The organism is Embleya sp. NPDC056575 (assembly GCF_042793325.1).
GTDB lineage: Bacteria > Actinomycetota > Actinomycetes > Streptomycetales > Streptomycetaceae > Embleya.
On record NZ_JBHTVA010000019.1, the window covers coordinates 141949 to 160998 of the forward strand.

Consider the following 19050-nt stretch of genomic DNA (forward strand, 5'->3'; position numbering starts at 1 on the left):
CTCACGCTCCCTTCTGTTGGAACATGCCGGCTCGGCGGAGCAGGACCGCGATGACGGCCGCCGCCACCACGAACAGCACGACCGCCATGGCCGCCGCGTAGCCGAGTTGGAAACTGTTGAAGCCCTGGACGTACATCCACTGGGTGTAGGTGAGCAGGGAGTCGTTGGGGTAGCCGAGGAGGCGGTCGGGACCCGCGTCGATGCCGGTCTTGCCGTTGGCGACGCTGGAGGCGACGGCGGCCTCGGTGAAGTACTGGAGCGCGGCGATCACGCCGGTGACGGCGGAGAACAGCAGGACGGGGGAGATGTTCGGCAGGGTGATGAACCGGAACTTCTGCCGGGCACTCGCGCCGTCCAGTTCCGCCGCCTCGTACTGGTCCTTGGGCACGTCGAGCAGCGCGGCCAGGAAGATGACCATGACGTCGCCCATCATCCAGACGCCGAGCAGGAGCAGCGAGGGTTTGGACAACGACGGGTCGTTGAACCACAACGGTCCGTCGATCCCGAACTTGCGCAGCAGTGTGTTGATCGGCCCGGTTCCGGGGTTGAACAGGAACACGAAGCCGACGACGGAGGCCACCGGCGGGACGAGCGCCGGCAGGTAGAAGAGGGTGCGCCAGAATCCGGCGGCCCGCTTGCGTCGGGTCAGCAGCAGCGCGATGCCCAGCGAGGACGCCATCCGTACGGGCACCAGGATCACCACGAACCACAGGGTGTTGCGGGCGGCGCCGCCCACGCGGGGGTCCTGGGTGAACAGGTAGTCGTAGTTGCGCAGGCCGATCCACTTCGGCGAGCCCACCAGGTCGTAGTTGGTGAACGAGTAGTAGAGGTTGGCGCACAGCGGATACAGGAAGAACGCCACCAGGCCGATCAGGGGCAGGATCACCATCGATCCGATGGACAACCGCGAGCGCAGTGTGCGGCGCCGGCCGGCCCGTTTCGTGTGTGCCTCGGGGGTGTTCGGGGTGTGGTGGGCCGCGGCTCGGGCACGCGGGACGGTCGCGATCGGGTTCGCGTCGGGCATGGTCACTTCGCCCGCCGCAGGCCGAGCGCGTTGTCGATGTCGGTGTCGACCTTCTCCAGTCGGCGTCTCAGGTTTCCGCCGGAGCCCCGTTGGTAGTCGGTCCAGAAGTCGTCCATGGTGGCGGTGAGGGTGGAGCCGATCTCGGTGACCGGGCTGGTGTTGCCGGCCGGGTGGGCGGACGCCTCGATGAAGGTCCGGTACTGCGGTGACGCCTGGAGGGCGGGCGAGGCGACGGCGCTCTTGAGGGTGGGGATGTTCTTGAGGCCGTTGGCGAGCTTGACCGCGGCGTCGGTGTCCGTGGTCATGTACTTCACCAGCGCCCAGGCCGCCTCCTTGTTGCCGGAGCGTTTGGCCACGCCGATGTCCGCGGCGGAGACGAATCCGCCGCCGTACTCCTGTCCGCTGCCGGCGAGGACGGGGAAGGGGGCGGTGCCGTACTCGAGGTGGGGGGCCTGTTCCTCGATGAACGCGACACGCCACTCGCCGTCCAGGGTCATCGCGACGCGCCCGTTCTGGAAGGGGTTGTTCGCCGACCACTCGTCACCGAGGCCGGCGGTGAAGGTCTTGAGCTTGTCGTAGCCGATCTTGCGGACGAAGTCGTGCTGCCAGGCGATGAGTTCGGCCCATTGCGGAGAGTCGGCGACGGCGGAGTCGCCGTCCTTGGTCCAGGTCACCCCGGCGGTTCCGCCGAGGGTGGCGGAGGTGTTTTGTTGGAAGCCGATCAGCGGGTTGAAGCCGAGGGTCCCGATCGACCCGTCGCTCTTGTAGGTGGTGAGTTTCAGCGCCATGTCCTCCAGTTCGCGGAGGGTGCGCGGCGGGGTGGTGTAGCCGGCCTCGGCCAGCAGTCGTGTGTTGTAGTACAGGCCGTAGACGTCGGACGTGGTCGGCAGCGAGCAGCGGCGCCCTTCGAACGCGGTGGCCTGGGCGAAGATGCCCTGGAAGGCGTCGTCGGGGACGCCGTCCCGGCGCATGTAGGGCGCGAGGTCCGACATGGTCTTGCAGGCGGTGCCGAGCGTGGCGTTGACGTTGGTGAGCATCACGTCGACGTCGCCGCCGGAGGAGACCACCTGGGTGATCTTGGTGTCCTGTTGTCCGGCGTGCACGCGGACCCTGACGTCCGGGTGGCGCTTTTCGAAGTCGTCGACGATCGACGCGACGACCTTGGCCTCGCGGCCGTTGTAGTGGTGCCACAGTTGCACGGTGCCGGACAGGTGGGTCGGCGCCGCGGCGGCGACCGGACCGTCCTCGGCGACGGCGCAACCGGAGAGGGCGAGTGTGGCGCCGGCCGCGAGCGCGATGAGCAGCGCGCCGGCGCGGCGCAGGGGTCGTGGGGGTGGGATGGGATTCGCCGATGTCATCGCGAAGCCTTCCTGTGGGAGAGCACGACGTGTCGTGGTGCGGGTCCTCCGTGGGGATGCCGGTCCCGCGGCGCGGCGACGGCGGGATGCCCGAGGCGTCGGCGGGGCGGGGACGGCCGGTGGCGGGTGAGGCGACCGTGGGGTGCGGTCGACGGCGTGGCGTCGGCCGTGATGGTGATGTGCGCGGTCGACGACGTGGGGTCGACCGGTGTCGTGGGGCCGGCCGCGCGCGGGTGCGGCCGGCGGTGTGGGGTCAGCCGAGGTCGCGCGGCTTGGCCGCGATGACGTGCGCGCGGTTCTCGTCCTCGTCCGAGCCGACGGCACGGGCGAGCAACGTCTCGCGGACCCGGTCGTGCAGGGTGTGCCGGGCGCCGCCGAGCACGGCGTCGTCCGAGACCCGGGTGACATGCACCGTGGGGTCCCACCGGGTGTGATCGCGGATCGCCCGTCGGGTCAGTTCGGCCAGTCGGGATCCGCCGGCCCGGCCGACCGGGCCGCCGAGGATCACCAGGCTGGGGTCGATCACGCCGAGCACCGGGATGACGCTCTGTGCCAGCCGGGGGGCGTAGATCTCCAGCACCCTTTCGGGCAACGGTTCGCCGGCGAGCACCCGTTCGAACGTGTGCCCGCCCGCGCCGGCCTCGCGGCCGATGCGGTCGAGGGCCTGGGCGCCGAGGAGCCCTTCGAGGTCGTCGGCCTCGGTCTCCGGGTCGAACACGCCGCGTGGGACCGGCAGGTTGCCGATCTCGCCCGCTCCGCCGGAGGCGCCGCGCAGGACGGTGCCCGCGACGTCGACCGCGAGGCCGATGCCGTATCCGATCCACAACAACGCGAAGGTGTCCTCGGGGGCGAGGCCGGCGGCGCGGCGTTCGGCCACGGCCGCGAGGTTGACGTCGTTGTCGACGTGTACCTCGCAGCCCAGCGCCTGCTCCAGTTGTCGCCGGATGCTTCGGCGCGACCATCCGGGCAACCCCTGTACCGAACTGAGTTCGTCGGAGCGGGGGTCGACGCTGCTGGGTACGCCCACGCAGACGTGGCGGATCGCGGACAGGCCCACGCCCGCGGCCCGGCCGGCCGCCAGGACGGCGCGGGCCACGTCGCGCGCCGCGCCGCGTTCGGGGGGCAGCGCGGCGACCGCCTCGTGGGCGATCGGATACTCGGTGCCCTTGATGTCGACCAGCACGGACCGTACGGCCTGCTGGTCGACGTTGACGGCGATTCCGTAGGCGAGGTCGTCGCGCACGCCGTAGAGCGCGGCGCTGGGGCCTCGGCCGATGGACTCCTCGCCGACCACCTCGATCAGGCCCTTGTCCGCGAGGCGGCCGACCATCTGGGTGGCGGTCGGACGGGACAGTCCGCTGAGTTCGCCGACGCCGTTGCGGCTCAGCGGCCCGTGGTCGAGCAGGAGCCGCATGGCCGTCGCGGCGTTCTGATCGCCGAGCCACGACGGGGTTCCCTTGACGGCCATGGGCTCCTCCTCGACTCCCGGGTGGATCCGGTGTGGCTCCCGGGTTGACCCCGAGTTGATCCCGGGTTGATGACGCCAGGAATGTATCAGGAAGTTTCTTTCAAGAAATAGGCCGAGCAAGCCGTGACTCATTCGTTATCGATCGGGGGTGCAATGCCCCATTCGGCCCGCTCGTTCGGATCGAAACGGCAACTCTCTGGTGCGGCGGCGGATCGAGGGCTAGTATCCCGAAAGAAAGTTTCCGGTTATGGAAGTGAGGTCGGGATGGCCAACGTCCTGCGGGTGGGGATCCTCGGCAGCGGCGGCATCGCCACCGCCCCCTACGGCGTACTGCCCAACATCCACCACTACGCGGGGCGGGTGGAGGTGGTCGCGATAGCCGACCCCGACCTCGCCCTGGCCCGCGCCACGGCCACCCGCTTCGGCGTCCCGGTCGCGCACGGATCGCTGGAGGCGATGCTCGACGACACCGACCTCGACGCCGTCGTCAACCTCACCCCGATCCCGGTACACGCCGAGACCTCCCGCCTGATCCTCGCCCGGGGCAAACACCTCGCCGTCGAGAAGCCGCTCGCCGCCACCCTCGCCGAGGCCGACGAACTCATCGCGATGGCCCACGAACAGGACCTGGCCCTCGTGTGCGCCCCACCCGACCTGCTCCACGAGCCCTACGCGCGCGCCGCGACACTCGTGCGCGACGGCGCCATCGGCCGCGTCGCCTTCGCCCGGGTCCGCAGCTCACACGCCGGACCCGGCGGCGGCCCGCACGGCTGGCAGTCCGATCCGAGCTGGTTCTACCGCGAAGGCTCCGGCCCACTGCTCGACATGGGCGTGTACGGCATCCACCAGATCACCGGCATCCTGGGACCGGCCCTGCGGGTCGCCGCGTTCGCCGGCGTCACCGACGCCGTGCGCACCGTCCGCGGCGGACCCTTCGAGGGCCTGGAGATGTCGGTGACCGCCGCGGACAACTGCCTGTTCATGCTCGACTTCGGCGACTCCGCCTACGCCGTGGTCGACGGCACCTTCAACGTGCACGCCTCCCGCAGCCCCAAGCTGGAGATCTTCGGCCGCCAAGGGGTGCTGAGCGTGCTTCGCCCCGACGGCCCCGACCTGGAGCTGTACCGCACCGGCATCGCCCCGGGAGTGGACGGCTGGGTGCAACCCACCGAGCCGCTCGCCCGCGACACCCTGCGCCACACCTACGGCCGAGCCCTGCTCGTCGGCCACCTCGCCGACGTCGTACTCGACGGGGCCACGCCCGTCCTGACCGCCGAACACGCGCGCCACGCACTGGAGATCATGACGGCGGTGACGGTTTCGGCGCGCGAACGGCGGTTCGTGGACCTGACCACGACGTTCCGGCCGCCGTACGCCTCCTGACGGCGACGCCCTCCCGCCCGGCGTCCGCCCGCGACGCCGTTTCGTGACACCCCGAGCCCACGTCCCACCCAGCCCGAAGGAAGCATCACCATGCCCACGGCCACCCCCGCCCCGCTGCGGATCGGCGTCATCGGTCTCGACCACTGGTACGCGGCCATCCCCTTCGCCCGCCGCGTCGCGGCCGAACCCGGCGTACGACTGCGCGCCCTCGTCGACCGCGACCCCGACCGCGTCGCCCACGTCGCGGGTCTCACCGGCTGCGAACGCACCTCCACCGACCCGGCGTTCATCCTCGAAGACGCCGAGATCGACGCGATCGCCTGCTTCACCAGCGTCGACCGCAACCCCGACCTCGTCGTGGCCGCGGCCCGCGCCGGCAAACACATCGTGTCCGTCAAACCCCTCGCCACCAACCTCGCCGACGCCGACCGCGTGGTCGAGGAGGTCGAACGCGCCGGCATCGTCTTCGTACCCAGCGAATCCCGCCACACCTCCCCCCTGGCCCGACGCCTGTCCGGCCTCGTGGACTCCGGACGACTCGGCGAACTCCGCGCCGGCACCTTCGCCATGCACAGCACACTGCCCGCCGCCTGGCCCGGAGCCGGCGAACCCGGATGGTGGGCGGACCCCGCACGCACCGCCGGCGGCGCCTGGATCGACCACGCCGTCTACCAGATCGACCGCATCACCGCGCTGTTCCGCTCACCGGTCGCCGCGATCACCGGCACCACGGCCAACCTCGTCCACCGCGAACTGCCCCTGGAGGACTACGGACACGCCGTCCTCACCCTGGAAAGCGGCGCCGTGGTCACCGTGGAGGACACCTGGATCAGCCCCGCCGGCGCGTCGTCGACCCGCGCGCACATCGTCGGCTCGCGCGGCGCCGTGTTCCACTCCACCGCCACCGGAACCCTGGGCGTGGCCGAGGAGGGCGGCGCGTGGACCGTCGAAACGTTGCCCCCGGACCCCTCCGACACCCTCGACGCGCTGCTCGCCGCCGTCAACGACGCAGTCGCCCCCGGCTCGACCGTCCGCACCGCCCGACAGACGCTCGCCACCTGCCTCGCGTTCTACGACGCGGCCCGCGGCGCCCGCTGACCTCCTCGAAGACCGCGCCGACACCCGGCCGGTCGTCACGACGCATACGCACGGGAGTGCCGGCACACGTGGAAACTCAGTACATCGTCGGCGTCGACGCGGGCGGGACCAAGACCCGGCTGCGCCTCGCCACCTTGCAGGGCGACACGCTCGAAGACGTCACCCACCCGGCGGGCGACTGGACCAATCTCGACAGTCGGGGCAAGGCCGTCGCACTCGGCGCGTCGATCCGCGCGCTCACCCGCAGTCCACCGATCGCGGTCGGGATCGGCGCACACGGCTGCGACTCGGACACCGAGTGCGCCGAACTGCGCACCGCGATGGAGGCCGAACTCGCCGTCCCGGTCCGGGTGGTCAACGACGCCTTTTTGCTCGAGGCGGCGGTGCCGGCCGGCGGCCCGGCCGCCGGGCTCGTCGTCGGCACCGGCTCGATCGCCGTTGCCCGCGACACCTTTGGCGGATCGTTGTACGCGGGCGGCTGGGGCTGGCTGGTCGGCGACCCGGGATCGGCGTGGGGGACGGTACGCGACGCGGTCGGCGCGCTCACCCGGGCCCACGACCGCGCGCACACCGACGACCCGCTGCTGCCGGCACTGCTCGCGCACACGGGCGCCCGTTCGCTGCGCGACGTCGTGGGCACGATGCAGAGCACCCCACCCCGCTCCTGGGCCCGCTGGGCCCCCACGGTCTTCGACGCGGCGGACGCGGGCTCACCCGCCGCCCGCACCGCCGTGCTCACCGGCGCGGACGACCTGACCACCCTCGTCGGGCACCTGGTCACGCGCGGAGCCGACATCACGCGCGTGGTCGCCGGGGGAAGCGTGATCGTCGGCCGTCCCCCGCTGGCCCAGGCACTCCGGGATCGACTCCGGGAGCGGTTCGGACTACCGCTGACGGTGTACACCGGGGAGCCGGTGGCGGGAGCGGTACGCCTGGCAGCACCCCCGGAGCCGCCCGACACCCCGACCCGGACGACCACCCCTCAATACCCCGCCCCCGGCCGACGATGACGCCTCGGCGACCGCACAGGGCGTGCGGCGCGCGGCGCGCGACGTCGACCGGAGCGGATTCGTCCGGACCGTCGACGCCATCGCCATCGACGCACGCGCCCACCGCTATCACCGCGCAGCGCCGGCAGTCGGTACCCGGACATCCCCGGGACTTCCGCCGCGTCGTTCGTGTTCGCGTTCGTGTTCCGGCACACCACACTCCTTGCCGCGCGGGCCGGACGGAGACGGCCCAGCCGTCCGGAGGGCCGGCGCCGCCCGGACCCGAGTGGCTATCGGCCGCCCACCACAGCCAGGGTTTGCTCGGCGCCGCCTGCGGTCGCCATCCCCGCCGCGAGGTCCTCGGTGAGCAGACGCCGCGCGATGGAGTCGAGAGCACGGCGAACGTCGAGCGTGCCGGGCCGGCCTTCGACGCGTTCGACGTGCTCGGCGAGCCACTCGAGCGCGGCCTCCTGGACTTTCCGCACCTCGACACCTCCGCGCTCTGTCGGCGTGTAGACGCCGCTTTCCTCCGTGAGGTATCCGCCATGCACAGCACTGTCGAAGGCGGGGCGAAGGACTTCGTCCGGCATTCTGCGCTGCTCCGCGATGGTGGTGAGCCGCGCCACGCCGAGCACGCCGATATAGAGGTCCGTCTGCATCAGCGCCCAGGCCGCAGCCGGTGGAACGCGGGTGCCGGAGCGTTCCAGCACCTGACGGGCAGAGCTTTGGGTGATGCCCTTGAGCAGGACGGACACCGCGCGTTCCAGCACCGCGAGGGATTCGTCGGTGGTCGGCGTGCCCAGTCCGCCGTCCACATCGCGCGAGCCCGCCCGCGCCGTATCTCGCAGGGGTACTTCCTTGAGGAACAGCGACACGGCGAAGCCGACGAGTACGACCGGCACCGTCCAGCGGAAGACCGTATCCATGACGGACGCGTAGGCGTCGATGATCGGGGTGGCGGTGACCGTCGGCAGCCGGTGCAGCGAGGCCGGATCGCCGACGGCCGGGGCCAGCTCCTGCGGTGTCGCGGCTCCGGTCGCGGTTGCCCGCGCGACTGCCGACTCCAGTGCGGGGCCGAGCTTGTTGGCGTAGATCGTGCCGAATACCGCGGCGCCGAACGAACTGCCGAGCGTGCGCATGAACGTCACACCCGAGGTGGCGGTGCCCAAGTCCTTGTAGGCGACGGTGTTTTGCACCGCGATCGTGAGCACCTGCATGCTCAGGCCGAGTCCGGCCCCGAGGACCAGGAGGTAGAGCGAGTCCAGCCATGGGCTGGTGCCGCGATGCATGAGGGAGAGCAGGTAGAGGCCGAGCGCGGTCACGAGCGAGCCCACGATCGGGAACCGCCGGTACTTGCCGGTCCTGCCGACGACGTTGCCGCTGTACGTGGAGGTGACCAACAGGCCGGCGACCATGGGCAGTGTCCGCACGCCCGAGAACGTGGCGGACTCCCCGTCCACGTACTGCATGTAGGACGGCAGATACGTCATCGCTCCGAGCATCGCGAAGCCGACGACGAACGACAGCACCGAGCAGACCGCGAAGACCGAGTTCCGGAACAGGTACATCGGCAGCATCGGCTCGGCGGCCCTGGTCTCGACCCGGCAGAACAGCGCGAGAGCGGCGGCCCCGCCCGCGAACAGGCCGATGATCGTGGGCGAGGTCCAGGCGTACTCGTTGCCGCCCCAACTCGTGGCGAGGATCAGCGCCGACGACCCGACGGCCACGAGGGCAATGCCGAGATAGTCCACCTTCCGACGCCCGCCGGCGCCGAGCGAGGGCACGTACCGCACGGCGAGCAGGACGACGACCACAGCGATGGGAACGTTGACGTAGAAGCACCACCGCCACGACCAATGGTCCGTGAAGAAGCCGCCGAGGAGCGGCCCGAGTACGGTGGCCGCGCCGAACACGCCGCCGAGGGCGCCTTGGTACCTGCCCCGGTCACGCAGCGGGATCACATCGGCGATCAGGGCCATGGCGGTCACCTGGAGACCGCCGCCGCCGATGCCCTGCACGCCGCGGAACAGGATCAGCATGATCATGCTCTGGGAAAGCCCGCTGAAGAATGATCCGCCGATGAAGACCACGACGGACGCCGTGAAGACGATCTTGCGGCCGAACAGGTCGCCGAACTTGCCGACGAGTATGGTCGAGATAGTGGACGCGAGCATGTACGAGGTGACGACCCACGACATGTGCGTGCCGCCGCCGAGGTCCGCGACGATGGTGGGCAACGCAGCGCCGACGATCGTCTGGTCCAGGGCCGCCAGCAGCATGCCCGCAGCGATCGCCACGAAGATGATGTTGCGCCGGCGGGGATCCAGCAACGAGGGCTCGCCTGTCGGCACCGCGGCGGGCTCATCCGACAAGATCGAGGCAGACATGACCGAATAATCACATTCTGTAGCCAATGTTCCACTCGCGGACACGCCGCTGAGTTCGTCGTGCCGTCCACCGCCTGGACGACTGCGGTGGCTGCCACCTCCGATACCCGCGCCGCCGCTCCGATCGGGCGCCCGCGCCGATCTCTGCCCGCACCGCCGGCACGTGCGGCGGGTTCAAGGCTCAGCCGAAGCTCGTCACTGCCGATATCTGCGGTGACTTCCCCTTCGGCGAGGCGAAAGAGGGCGGTGCCGCAGGCGCGCAGTGCGCCGAGGTGATCCCCAACCTCGGCAACGGCGAATGGGACACGTACGTCCTGAACGACGGCCATGTCCCGAACCCCGCCGCACCCTGTGTGCAAGCCCATGTCACGCCTGCCGAGAATCCTCGGTGGACGAGGCAACGATGCGCTCACACGGTACAACCTCGTCCCTTGCCGGCAGTCCGGCCTGAACACGGGCACGCCCAGCATGCGCACCTGCGGACGAAGCGGTCTTCTACCAGGTGACACCCGTCTACAAGAACGACAAGAGCACCGTTCCGGTGGGCGTCACGATGAGCGCCCACGTCGAACGGGTGAGCGGAGCGACCGAGAAGGCGTTCGCCAACGTCTACGTCACCAATACCCTGGGGAACACCGGGACGCTCAACCTCGGCAACTGATCCGAGATCCCCGCCGGTTCGGGCACACGGAAGCCGCGTGGCGCCCGGTAGCCCCGCGACCGACGACGTGCGGCTCCTCCACCGCAACCGCGCCACAGCGGCTGAGCGGCTACGCCTCACCCCCGAGGCATCCGAGTGGACCCCCGAGGAACTGGCGACCCGAGACCGGTGCAGCGCGGTCCGCCCGTGGTGCGACGGCCCGATCCCCCTCCGGCCCCGTCTCACGACACGGCGCCCACGCCCTCCTGCGGGCCCAACGACCCGACGACGGTGAGGACAACACTCCGCGCCCTCCCGTCGGCGAGGCGGATTACGCCGTCCTCGCCAGGCGAGGTCCGGCGTCGACGTGCCTGGCGTACGCGGACCCCCGGCTCGCGCGCTGCCCGAATCCGCTGCGGCGCCGAGGCGAACTTGACCGCCGCGCTCGGCGCAGCACGGCCGCCTCAGTCGACGGCGAGCCGCGGCACCCGCCGCGTTGGCCGGTGACGTGCCTACTTCACCGGCCCATGAAGCCGACGATCACCACCACCGAGGCGGAGAAGGTCCGCCGACACGCCCGCCGACGAACAGTGGACGCTGGGATCCGCAGGGCGGGACGCCGGAGGATCGCCGGTCGCGAACTCGAGGAGATCGCGACATCGGGACGCGAGGAAGAGCCGGCTTCGGTCCGTCAAGGACGCCGCCGGGTTCACCCACGCGTGCTGGTCGGACCCCGAACGCCCCGCCGAGGTCGGGATCGTCGCCGCCCTGGGATGGCTGTGCCCGGTCGACGAGCCCGCCCCCGAGAACCTGCGCGCCGTCCTGGACGAGCTCGTCACACTCGAACTCGGCCACCTGATGGCACGAGGTGCCCTGGCTACAGCAGGTCGATCCGTACTTCGGCGCCGGACTATACGAGCACGCCGCGGTGCGCGAGAAACTCACCGAGATCCGCCGGTTGATCACGGGGACCGTCGCCCCGCACGCCGCCTTGTTCCCAAAGGACAAGTGGGTAGTGGGTCCGGCGCATCAGCGCTCAACTCAACTCGGTCGAGTCCACCCTCGACCTCATCACCGGCGCCCGACCCCGGGGCGGTCCATCCGGCTCCGCCGAGTAGACCGCCCGCGACCGCGGCAGCCGGCGTCCCGCCGTCGGCAACCGTGTCACGCCACGGAGCCGGCGGCGAAGGCCGCAATCAAAGTGTCCGCTCTCACCAGCAGTTCGCCGTCGGAAATCCCTGTGACCCGGACGGAAACCTCATCGCCGCCCACTGCCTGGGCGAGGTACACCTCGACATGATGCTCCGAACCGACGAGCGGGTAGCTGTACCAGCGATCCGGGTACTCATCATCGCCGGCCTCAAGGCCGCTCTCCACGGCCTGCCAGTCGGTGCCATCGAAGTCGCATCCGGCGTAGTGCGCCAAAAGCACCAGGAAGGGTCGGACGTTCGCGTTCCAGATCCAGCCCGCCACCGCATGACCGCCATCGCTGTCCATCAATCGACCAGCCTGCCAGATTCGGCACCCTGCTCCATGAGCAGGGACAGTGCCGCCGGCGATTGACCGGGTTACCGAAAAGGGGTTCAAACACAGGTACTCACCTTGTCGTTCAACCAATACGGCAGGTGATGTCCGAGGCGCGTCCTACGTTGTTGCCGACCGGGCTTCGGGTGCCCATGGTTGGTAGTGGCGAGGAGTCACGGTGGGTGTGGATCTCTTCTGGCGGCGACTCTCCGGCGAGACGGTGGCCACCAGGTCTCCGCAGGAGCTGGGCGCGATGGTGCCGTACTGGTTCGATCCGGAGTTCGGCCCCCTTGGATGCGCGGGAATGGTGATGGGGGTCGAGCGCCTCGGCGACCTCATGCACGCCGTGCTGACGTTCGGCGGGAGAGCAGAGGGGGCCTGTCAACTGCCCGTCTACGGAGGCGATGTGCGTACGGAGGGAGAGGTCCACCCGGAATTCGGGTTCCTCGGTACCGAGGTATGGGTGCTTGAGCCTTCGGACGTTCGCGAGGCTGCGCGATTCCTGCGCGACGTCGACGTCGCGGAACGGGTTCGGGTTGTGGAACCCGTGCTCGCCGAGGACGTGGATTCGCCGTCGGACCTCCTCGTGCCGTGGGACGACGCCTTGAAGGAGTCGTTGTGCGAAAGGCTCGTCCGTCTCGGGACATTCTTCACCGCGGCCGCGAACGCGGGCGACGCGGTGGTCAAGTACCAGGTGGCGTGAGTCGGTCCCTCGCGGGACCGTGCCGGGGAATCACCGCTGACGGACGTGGACCGGTGGCAGCCGGGCGACCCGGATGTCCTGGTCGCCTTCGACGCCGGCTACGACGTGCCGCGGATCGCATACCTGCTGCGCGATCTGCCGGTCGAGGTGCTCGGCCGGATGCGCTCCGATCGGGTACTGCGTTGCCCGACCCCGCCCAGGGTCTACGACCCGCCGGGTGGGCGACCGCCCAAGCACGGCGGCGAGTTCGTCTTCGGGCAACCCGAAACCTGGGGCGATCCGCAGGCCGTGACAACGACCGAGACCACACGTTACGGGACCGCTGTCGCCACCGCGTGGGATCGGCTCCACCCCCGGCTGACCCGACGCAGCGCGTGGCAAGGGTTCGACGGCGAGCTGCCGATGATCTCCGGGACCATCGTCCGGCTCCGAGTCGACCGGCTGCCCAGCGGCTGAGAGGCCGAGCCGATCTGGCTGTTGCGGTCCAAGACCGACGCTACCGACGCCGACGTCGACCGCTGCCGGCAGTCGTTCCACTCGGGGTTTCCCAGAGCCGGGGGCGCCGTCGCCCCGGTGGCGCCCCAGCGCAGAACATGTCGACGCCGGCCCCGTGCCGACGCTCGATCGGGGGCCTGCTTCGACCACGCACGGTGACTGCCGCGCCGACCAAGAGCTGCGGCAATGGCCCCCGCGATCGGGGGCGCAATCAGGGGTCCGATTTGGATCGGACCCCCTCAGCCGGGATCACCGTAGGTCAGGGCGCCTGTGTGCAACGTCAAATGGCGCAGACTGGTATGGGATATCGACTACATCCCCATTCCACCCCGGGCCGCGTGTTCACGGATTGTCGTCACGGCCGTCATCAGCCGCGGCGCTGACGCTGTGCCTGGGCATCCTCGACAAGAACGTGCCGGCCCTGTATCGGGCCGACGCGCCGCAGTTGTTCGCCCTGAGCGACGAGATCGCGACGGTCGCCGCGGCCACGGTTCGCTGCGCAACCGAACGAAACAGGAGGTCGTACGAACGCTCGAACAGGCAACGGAGACCCCCGGGTGGGCCGGAGTCCTGCGCGAAGGGTTGGTCGGCGTCGCCGAACCGGTAGGTGGACCTGGGTGGGGTGAGCCCGACTCTGTCGGTGATCTTGGTTCGGTCGAGATCAGGTGCCGAGGGTTCGCCAAGACTTCGATCGGGGGATCTCATGTTGGTCCAGGACGTATTGGAAGGCGGTCGGCGGTCGTGGTGATCGGGGTTCCTCGGCCGGTGGCATGCCGCTGAGTCGTTCGATGTTCACGGCGCTGGCCGTGAGTACGTGTTGCAGGTGGGTTTCGGCTGTCCTCGATAGCGGCAGTGGCGCATTCCGTGCCCGTGGGCGAACTCGTCGATGGTGCCCTCGACTTCGGAGCGGACCGCGTAGCGGGTCTCCCATTCGGGTGTCTGCTGCTCGGCACGGACGCGGAGTTGCAGGTCGCGGAGTTCTCGTGGGGGAAAGCCCACGGTCCGGGCGCTGTCGGCGGTGGTGGTACAGCGGGTGCGGGCCGGGCAGGGGCGGCACCGACTCTTGGTGAACCGCGCCACGATCAGGGGTGCCGCGGTGGGCGAGGAGGTCGGGTAGGGGCCGTGCCGGCCCGCTGACGGTGACCCGGTATTCGCGCATCGCCCGTTCCAGGTGGACCACGGAGGTGTAGCCGCCGTCGACCAGGTGCTCATCGGGCGACAGGCTGCGACGCGCCGGGCGGGTGTGAATGCCGGGCAGGGCCCGCGCATCGTTGGTTGCCGCCGAGGTGGTGGCCACATCCGTGATCACGTTGACGGTGTCGGAGGCGCATGTCTCGGTGACATGCGCGGCGAATCCCTTCCAACGGATGATGTGCCCGCGGCGGACGTAGCGTGCGGTGGTGTCGTAGGGCCGAGACGAGCGCCGAGGAGGAAGGCGACAGTGCGCCGGCGCAGGCGCCCTGCCGCGTTGCGGTAGTGGTTCTGCGGGACGATCCGCCGCAGGGCCTCGGCCTGCGGGCCGGGTCGGTAGCCCGGTCCGTGGCGGTGGACGCGTTCCAACAGCTGGTGGGCGTCGTCGCCGGCAGCGAGGATTCCGGTCTTGGGCCGGGTGGGGTTCTCGCCCAGGCGGACCGGACGACCGTAGCGGCGCGGGCGACGTCTTCCAGCGCGGCACGGACGGCCTCGGTGACCAGTTCCAGCCGGGTCAGCTCACGCACCGCGGCCAGGACGCGAGTGGAGTCGGTTCGTTGCGTGGTGCGCTCGCGTACCAGTCCGGCATTCTTCAGGCGCGCGAGCGCGAGGTCGAGGAGTTGGTCGGCGCGGTCGCCCTGAGCGATGCGCTCGCGGAAGTCGGCCGGCACGCTGTGGTGGAAGCCGGGGTCGTCCAGCTCCATGGACAGGGCATATGTGAAATCGACGCGGCAGCGGACCACTTCTGCCGCTTGCCGGTCCGACAGGCCCAGCAGGAACTGCAGCACACAGACGGTGGCGAGTCGGCAGGCGAGAGCCCGGGACGCCCGTCGCGCGGAGACCAGCCCGCGAAGTCCTCGTCGCTCCACAGCCCGTCCAGCCGGTCTCCGGCCCACATCGCCGTCGTCCCGGCCGGATTGCTCGCCCGGGGGATCTGCACAGTCAAAGAAGGGACTTGCCCACCGGAACGGGGAAGGAGCGACAACGGACACCTCGGTAACCGATCGGCCTTCAAAACAGCCCCGATCATGCCCACCGATCACGCTCGCGCGCCGGGAAACACCAAGACCCCCGACAGAGTCAAGCTCACCGAACGAACGGCATCCTGCGGTCTTGGGCCCCCCCACGGGGGGGCCAACGCCCCGGGGACAAAAACAGGGGGGGGGGGGCAAGTGTTTGAATAAAGCGGGGCGGGGAGGCACGTGACCCCCCCGCACAACCCCGCGGCCCGGCCTCAAAACCCCCCCCCCCCCCAATTACTACCCAACCCCCCCCCCCGGCACCCGGGGGGGGTGGGCCCAGCACAGGCTGGGCCAAGACCGCGGGCAACTTCACGTGCGGGCGGTCACCAGTTCTTGCAATACGGCGGGCCGGTCAGCACGTTCCCCCCAGACCAGTAAGCGGTCACCTCGGTGCACCAGTTCTGCGAACCGGACCGGTTGGTGGCAAGGGCGGTATCCGACAGGTGGGAGATGTTGCTGCCGCTCTTCTCGGTCGAACCGACCCGCCAGCCGTCCCTGGTGACGTCGACTACGAGCGTCAGGCTGCCTACCTTCGAGGGACATGAAACGGATCCCGTGGCGATGATGTTTCCCGTTTGTGGGCTCTATTCCCGCCCGCGGCCGATTCCGCCGAGGAATCCAGGATGTCGAGAGCAATGGCACCCGGATCAGTCATTCCGCGCATGGTTCTTGCCTATTGGCGCATGCCGCAAGTATCAGTTTGCGGAAGTCTCACGCACGGCCGTGGAGCGCGCGGCCGATACGTACGGCGATCTCGACTTCGCCGTCGACAACGCCGGACCGGACTCCCATCCCTCGGCCGCGAAACGCCGGTTCGGCCGAATCGAACGGCGGTGGGACACCGGCCCCGTGTACAGGTACGGCAACCCGGTCCACCGCTCGACCTCCTCGGGTGCACCGGCATCCTCGTCCCGGCCCCCGGCCCCGCCCCCCCCGAGGGCCACGCCGACGCCCCGATTTCGACCCGGATCAGTGCCCCGCGCCGCCCGTCGGCGCCGGGCCGGCCAGCCGTTCCTCCAGGCGTTTGCCCTCGATGTCCGGGTCGGGGACGTATTTCGCGAACCACTGCGGGTGGTACCAGAGTTTGGCCCGGACGATCGCCATCGTCGCCGGGACCAGGGTGAGCCGGACCACGAAGGCGTCCAGGAAGACACCGACCGCGAAGCTGAAGCCGATCACCTTGATGGTCGGGTCGTCGGTGAACATGAACGCCACGAAGATCGAGAACATGATCAGCGCCGCCGCCGTCACCACCCGCGCCGACAACCCGGTGCCGCGCGCGACCGCGCCTCGGGCATCGCCCGTGGTGGTGTAGTCCTCCTTGATCCGCGAGACGACGAACACCTCGTAGTCGCTGGACAGGCCGAAGATGATCGCGAGCATCAGGATCGGCAGGAAGCTGATCGTCTCGGTGGGGGTGATGTCGAAGATGTCCTTGCCCCAGCCCCACTGGAACATCGCGACCTCCGCGCCGAAGGCCGCGCCGATCGACAGCAGGAAGCCGAGGATCGACTTGATCGGCACCAGGATGGTCCGAAACGCGAAGGTCAGCAGCACGAAGGCCAGCCCGACCACCACCAGCAGGAACACCGGCAGCGCGTCGGAGAGTTTCGTGGACACGTCGATGTTGGAGGCGGTGCTGCCGCCGACCAGGATCGGCGCGCCGACGCCGTTCTCGATCGCCGCGCGGTTGTCCCGGATGTGGTGCACCAGGTCCGCGGTGGTGTCGGAGTTGGGTCCGGTGGTCGGGATCACCCGCACCACGGCCACCTCGTTGTTCACGGCGAGCGGACCCGCCGCCGCGACGTCCGGTTGTTGCCGCAGCGCGTTCACCAACGCCTGCACGCCGCTCTGGTCGACGGGTCCGTCGGCGACCACCAGGAGGGGCCCGTTGAAGCCGGGACCGAAGCTCTCCGCGGTCAGGTCGTACGCCTTGCGCTGGGTGGAGGACTCGGGCTGCGACGCGGCGCTGGGCAGCCCCAGGTCCATGCTCGCCGCAGGGATCGCCAGCACGAGCAACAGGCCGACGCCGAGGACCAGGACCGGGATCCGGAAACGCACCACGAAGCGCGCCCAGGTCGCGCCGAACGTCCGGGCCGGCTCGGTCGCCGTGATCCGCGCGACCTCCTCGTGGTGCCCGGGCCGCAACCGGGTGTCGATGAACTTGGCGACCTTGGGACCGGCGAAGCCCAGGATCGCCGGCAGCAGGGTGAGCGCGATCAGCAGCGCGACCGACACCGCCGCCGCCGCGCACAGTCCCATCAGGGTCAGGAACGGGATGCCCACGACGGCCAGCCCGCACAGGGCGATGATCACGGTGAGCCCGGCGAAGACCACCGAACTCCCGGCGGTGCCCAGGGCCAGCGACGCGGACTCCTCCGGCGTCATGCCGGCGATCAGGTTGTTGCGGTGCCGGAACAGGATGAACAGCCCGTAGTCGATCCCGCAGGACAGACCGAGCATCAGTGCCACCGTCGTGGACGCCGACGCGATGTCCACCACCGACGCGAGCGCGGTCACCCCCATCAGGGCGATCACCACGCCGATGATCGCGTTGACGATCGGCACGCCGGCGGCGACCACCGCGCCGAAGGTGATCAGCAGGATGATCAGCGCGATCGCCAGACCGATCAGCTCGGGCAGTTCGGAGGGGGTGATCCGCCAGCCCGGATACACACTGCCCGAGTACTCGACCTGGACACCGGCCTGCTTGGCCGGCGCCACGGCATCCTCGAGTTTGTCCAGGGTGGAATCCTCGACGTCCGCCGGCTGCGCCGTGTACTGCACCCAGCCCAACGCGACCTGCTGGTCCGGCGCGACCCCCTGATCGGTGAACGGGTCCGACACGGAGGCCACTTGCGGCACGGTCCGCAATTGCGCGACGGCCGCCTCGATCCCGGCGCGAGGGCCCTGGTCGGTGACCTTGGCCGGGCTCTTCACGGCGAACACCACCTGGGTCTGCGCGCCGCCGAGCGCCGGCAACTTCTGCTCCAACAGGTCCGTCGTCCGCTGCGACTCGGTACCCGGGATGGTGAAGCTGTCGTTGGTCTGGCCACCGCTGACCATGGCCAGGACGATGGCGGCCACCGCGACGGCGAGCCAGAAACCCACGACCCACCGCCGACGCCGAAACGCCCATTTCCCCAGCCGGAACAGATAGGTGGACAAGCCGCTTCCCTCCACACCTACCGACAGGCCGCAACCGGCACACGAAGCACCACACGACGACCGCGACCACAAAAACACCCAAGGACATACAAAAACCAATAATCCCGCCCCATTTTGTCCTCTTCGATACAACAAAACCCCGCCGACGCGCCGACAACCCCAACCACCCGAGGCCCCGCCACACCGAGGAACCGGTCGGGCATCGACTTCGGGGTCGACGAGTCCGTCGGCGATGCCGTGGCGGTCGTCCGTCACATCCCGGTCGACCTGCTCGGCATCGCTTTGGGCGGCGATCCCACACTCGACCGGCTCGATGACGCGACACGTGCTCTGGTCCTGGCGCGCGGGCCCGAGGGGAGTGCGGATGTGATCACGGTCCTTGCATCTCAGGTGGTCACGCTCACCCGCCGCATGACAGGGCCGGGTGGTGATCCCGCCGCGTTGTTGACAACCCTGATCCGCTCGCAAGTCGATCACGCACGTCCGCAGCGGGATGCCGAGCAGCGTGTGCGCGCCCGGGATACGTGAACGCGGCGGCGGGCGGGGCCCCGCCCCCGCCGCGGTAGTCGGTTTTGGATAGGCGGATCGACCAAGCCCGCC

General features: G+C 69.9%; 14 protein-coding genes and 2 pseudogenes. 8 read left to right on the forward strand and 8 right to left on the reverse strand.

Annotated features, from left to right (window positions below):
• Position 1: 1 nt before the first annotated feature.
• The 3 genes from ACFRCG_RS17665 to ACFRCG_RS17675 form a co-directional block, all read right to left on the reverse strand.
• Positions 2-889: a carbohydrate ABC transporter permease gene (locus ACFRCG_RS17665; RefSeq protein WP_126638274.1), complete on the reverse strand. Its 888-nt coding sequence runs from the start codon at positions 887-889 to the stop codon at positions 2-4.
• 137 nt (positions 890-1026) lie between these two features.
• Positions 1027-2382, reverse strand: coding sequence for an extracellular solute-binding protein (locus ACFRCG_RS17670; protein ID WP_380032458.1), 1356 nt, complete (start codon positions 2380-2382; stop codon positions 1027-1029).
• Positions 2383-2635: 253 nt separating this feature from the next.
• Positions 2636-3850 carry an ROK family protein gene (locus ACFRCG_RS17675; protein ID WP_380032459.1) on the reverse strand — a complete coding sequence of 405 codons (1215 nt, stop codon included), beginning with the start codon at positions 3848-3850 and terminating at the stop codon, positions 2636-2638.
• A gap of 264 nt (positions 3851-4114) precedes the next feature.
• Between ACFRCG_RS17675 and ACFRCG_RS17680 the strand changes: the two genes are divergently transcribed.
• The 3 genes from ACFRCG_RS17680 to ACFRCG_RS17690 all read left to right on the forward strand — a co-directional run bounded on the left by ACFRCG_RS17680 (position 4115) and on the right by ACFRCG_RS17690 (position 7341).
• Positions 4115-5233 carry a Gfo/Idh/MocA family protein gene (locus ACFRCG_RS17680; protein WP_380032461.1) on the forward strand — a complete coding sequence of 373 codons (1119 nt, stop codon included), beginning with the start codon at positions 4115-4117 and terminating at the stop codon, positions 5231-5233.
• Positions 5234-5323: 90 nt separating this feature from the next.
• Entirely contained in the window at positions 5324-6331 is a 1008-nt protein-coding gene (locus ACFRCG_RS17685; RefSeq protein ID WP_380032462.1) for a Gfo/Idh/MocA family protein, read from the forward strand.
• 68 nt (positions 6332-6399) lie between these two features.
• Positions 6400-7341 (forward strand): N-acetylglucosamine kinase, encoded by a 942-nt coding sequence (locus ACFRCG_RS17690; RefSeq protein ID WP_380032463.1) that lies wholly within the window; start codon positions 6400-6402, stop codon positions 7339-7341.
• 269 nt (positions 7342-7610) lie between these two features.
• Here the strand turns inward: ACFRCG_RS17690 and ACFRCG_RS17695 are convergent, their stop codons facing one another.
• Positions 7611-9707 (reverse strand): MDR family MFS transporter, encoded by a 2097-nt coding sequence (locus ACFRCG_RS17695; RefSeq protein ID WP_380032465.1) that lies wholly within the window; start codon positions 9705-9707, stop codon positions 7611-7613.
• Positions 9708-10209: 502 nt separating this feature from the next.
• On the opposite strand from ACFRCG_RS17695, the gene ACFRCG_RS17700 reads away from it, so the two are divergent.
• Entirely contained in the window at positions 10210-10368 is a 159-nt protein-coding gene (locus tag ACFRCG_RS17700) for a hypothetical protein (RefSeq protein ID WP_380032466.1), read from the forward strand.
• A gap of 892 nt (positions 10369-11260) precedes the next feature.
• A pseudogene (locus ACFRCG_RS17705) lies at positions 11261-11465 on the forward strand (hypothetical protein); the annotation flags it as partial.
• A gap of 46 nt (positions 11466-11511) precedes the next feature.
• Here the strand turns inward: ACFRCG_RS17705 and ACFRCG_RS17710 are convergent.
• Entirely contained in the window at positions 11512-11844 is a 333-nt protein-coding gene (locus tag ACFRCG_RS17710) for a hypothetical protein (protein WP_380032468.1), read from the reverse strand.
• A 205-nt stretch (positions 11845-12049) separates the two neighbouring features.
• On the opposite strand from ACFRCG_RS17710, the gene ACFRCG_RS17715 reads away from it, so the two are divergent.
• A complete protein-coding gene (locus ACFRCG_RS17715) occupies positions 12050-12574 on the forward strand; it encodes a hypothetical protein (protein ID WP_380032470.1) in 525 nt (174 codons plus the stop codon).
• 36 nt (positions 12575-12610) lie between these two features.
• Positions 12611-13108, forward strand: a pseudogene (locus ACFRCG_RS17720) (transposase); the annotation flags it as partial.
• 753 nt (positions 13109-13861) lie between these two features.
• Here the strand turns inward: ACFRCG_RS17720 and ACFRCG_RS17725 are convergent.
• The 3 genes from ACFRCG_RS17725 to ACFRCG_RS17735 form a co-directional block, all read right to left on the reverse strand.
• On the reverse strand, positions 13862-14368 hold the full coding sequence (locus ACFRCG_RS17725; protein WP_380032472.1) for a transposase: 507 nt from the start codon (positions 14366-14368) through the stop codon (positions 13862-13864).
• On the reverse strand, positions 14278-15477 hold the full coding sequence (locus tag ACFRCG_RS17730) for a transposase (protein WP_380032473.1): 1200 nt from the start codon (positions 15475-15477) through the stop codon (positions 14278-14280). Before ACFRCG_RS17730 ends, ACFRCG_RS17725 begins: the two co-directional genes overlap by 91 nt.
• A 774-nt stretch (positions 15478-16251) precedes the next feature.
• Complete coding sequence (locus tag ACFRCG_RS17735; RefSeq protein WP_380032475.1) at positions 16252-18450, reverse strand: MMPL family transporter; 2199 nt, start codon at positions 18448-18450, stop codon at positions 16252-16254.
• Between the two features lie 237 nt (positions 18451-18687).
• Between ACFRCG_RS17735 and ACFRCG_RS17740 the strand changes: the two genes are divergently transcribed.
• Positions 18688-18978 carry a hypothetical protein gene (locus ACFRCG_RS17740; RefSeq protein WP_380032476.1) on the forward strand — a complete coding sequence of 97 codons (291 nt, stop codon included), beginning with the start codon at positions 18688-18690 and terminating at the stop codon, positions 18976-18978.
• Positions 18979-19050 lie beyond the last annotated feature (72 nt).

Coding starts and splice junctions, on each gene's coding strand:
- ACFRCG_RS17665 (WP_126638274.1), bottom strand. CDS start 889: ATGGTGATCCTGCCCCTGATCGGCCTGGTGGCGTTCTTCCTGTATCCG.
- ACFRCG_RS17670 (WP_380032458.1), bottom strand. CDS start 2,382: ATGACATCGGCGAATCCCATCCCACCCCCACGACCCCTGCGCCGCGCC.
- ACFRCG_RS17675 (WP_380032459.1), bottom strand. CDS start 3,850: ATGGCCGTCAAGGGAACCCCGTCGTGGCTCGGCGATCAGAACGCCGCG.
- ACFRCG_RS17680 (WP_380032461.1), top strand. CDS start 4,115: ATGGCCAACGTCCTGCGGGTGGGGATCCTCGGCAGCGGCGGCATCGCC.
- ACFRCG_RS17685 (WP_380032462.1), top strand. CDS start 5,324: ATGCCCACGGCCACCCCCGCCCCGCTGCGGATCGGCGTCATCGGTCTC.
- ACFRCG_RS17695 (WP_380032465.1), bottom strand. CDS start 9,707: ATGTCTGCCTCGATCTTGTCGGATGAGCCCGCCGCGGTGCCGACAGGC.
- ACFRCG_RS17710 (WP_380032468.1), bottom strand. CDS start 11,844: ATGGACAGCGATGGCGGTCATGCGGTGGCGGGCTGGATCTGGAACGCG.
- ACFRCG_RS17725 (WP_380032472.1), bottom strand. CDS start 14,368: ATGTGGCCACCACCTCGGCGGCAACCAACGATGCGCGGGCCCTGCCCG.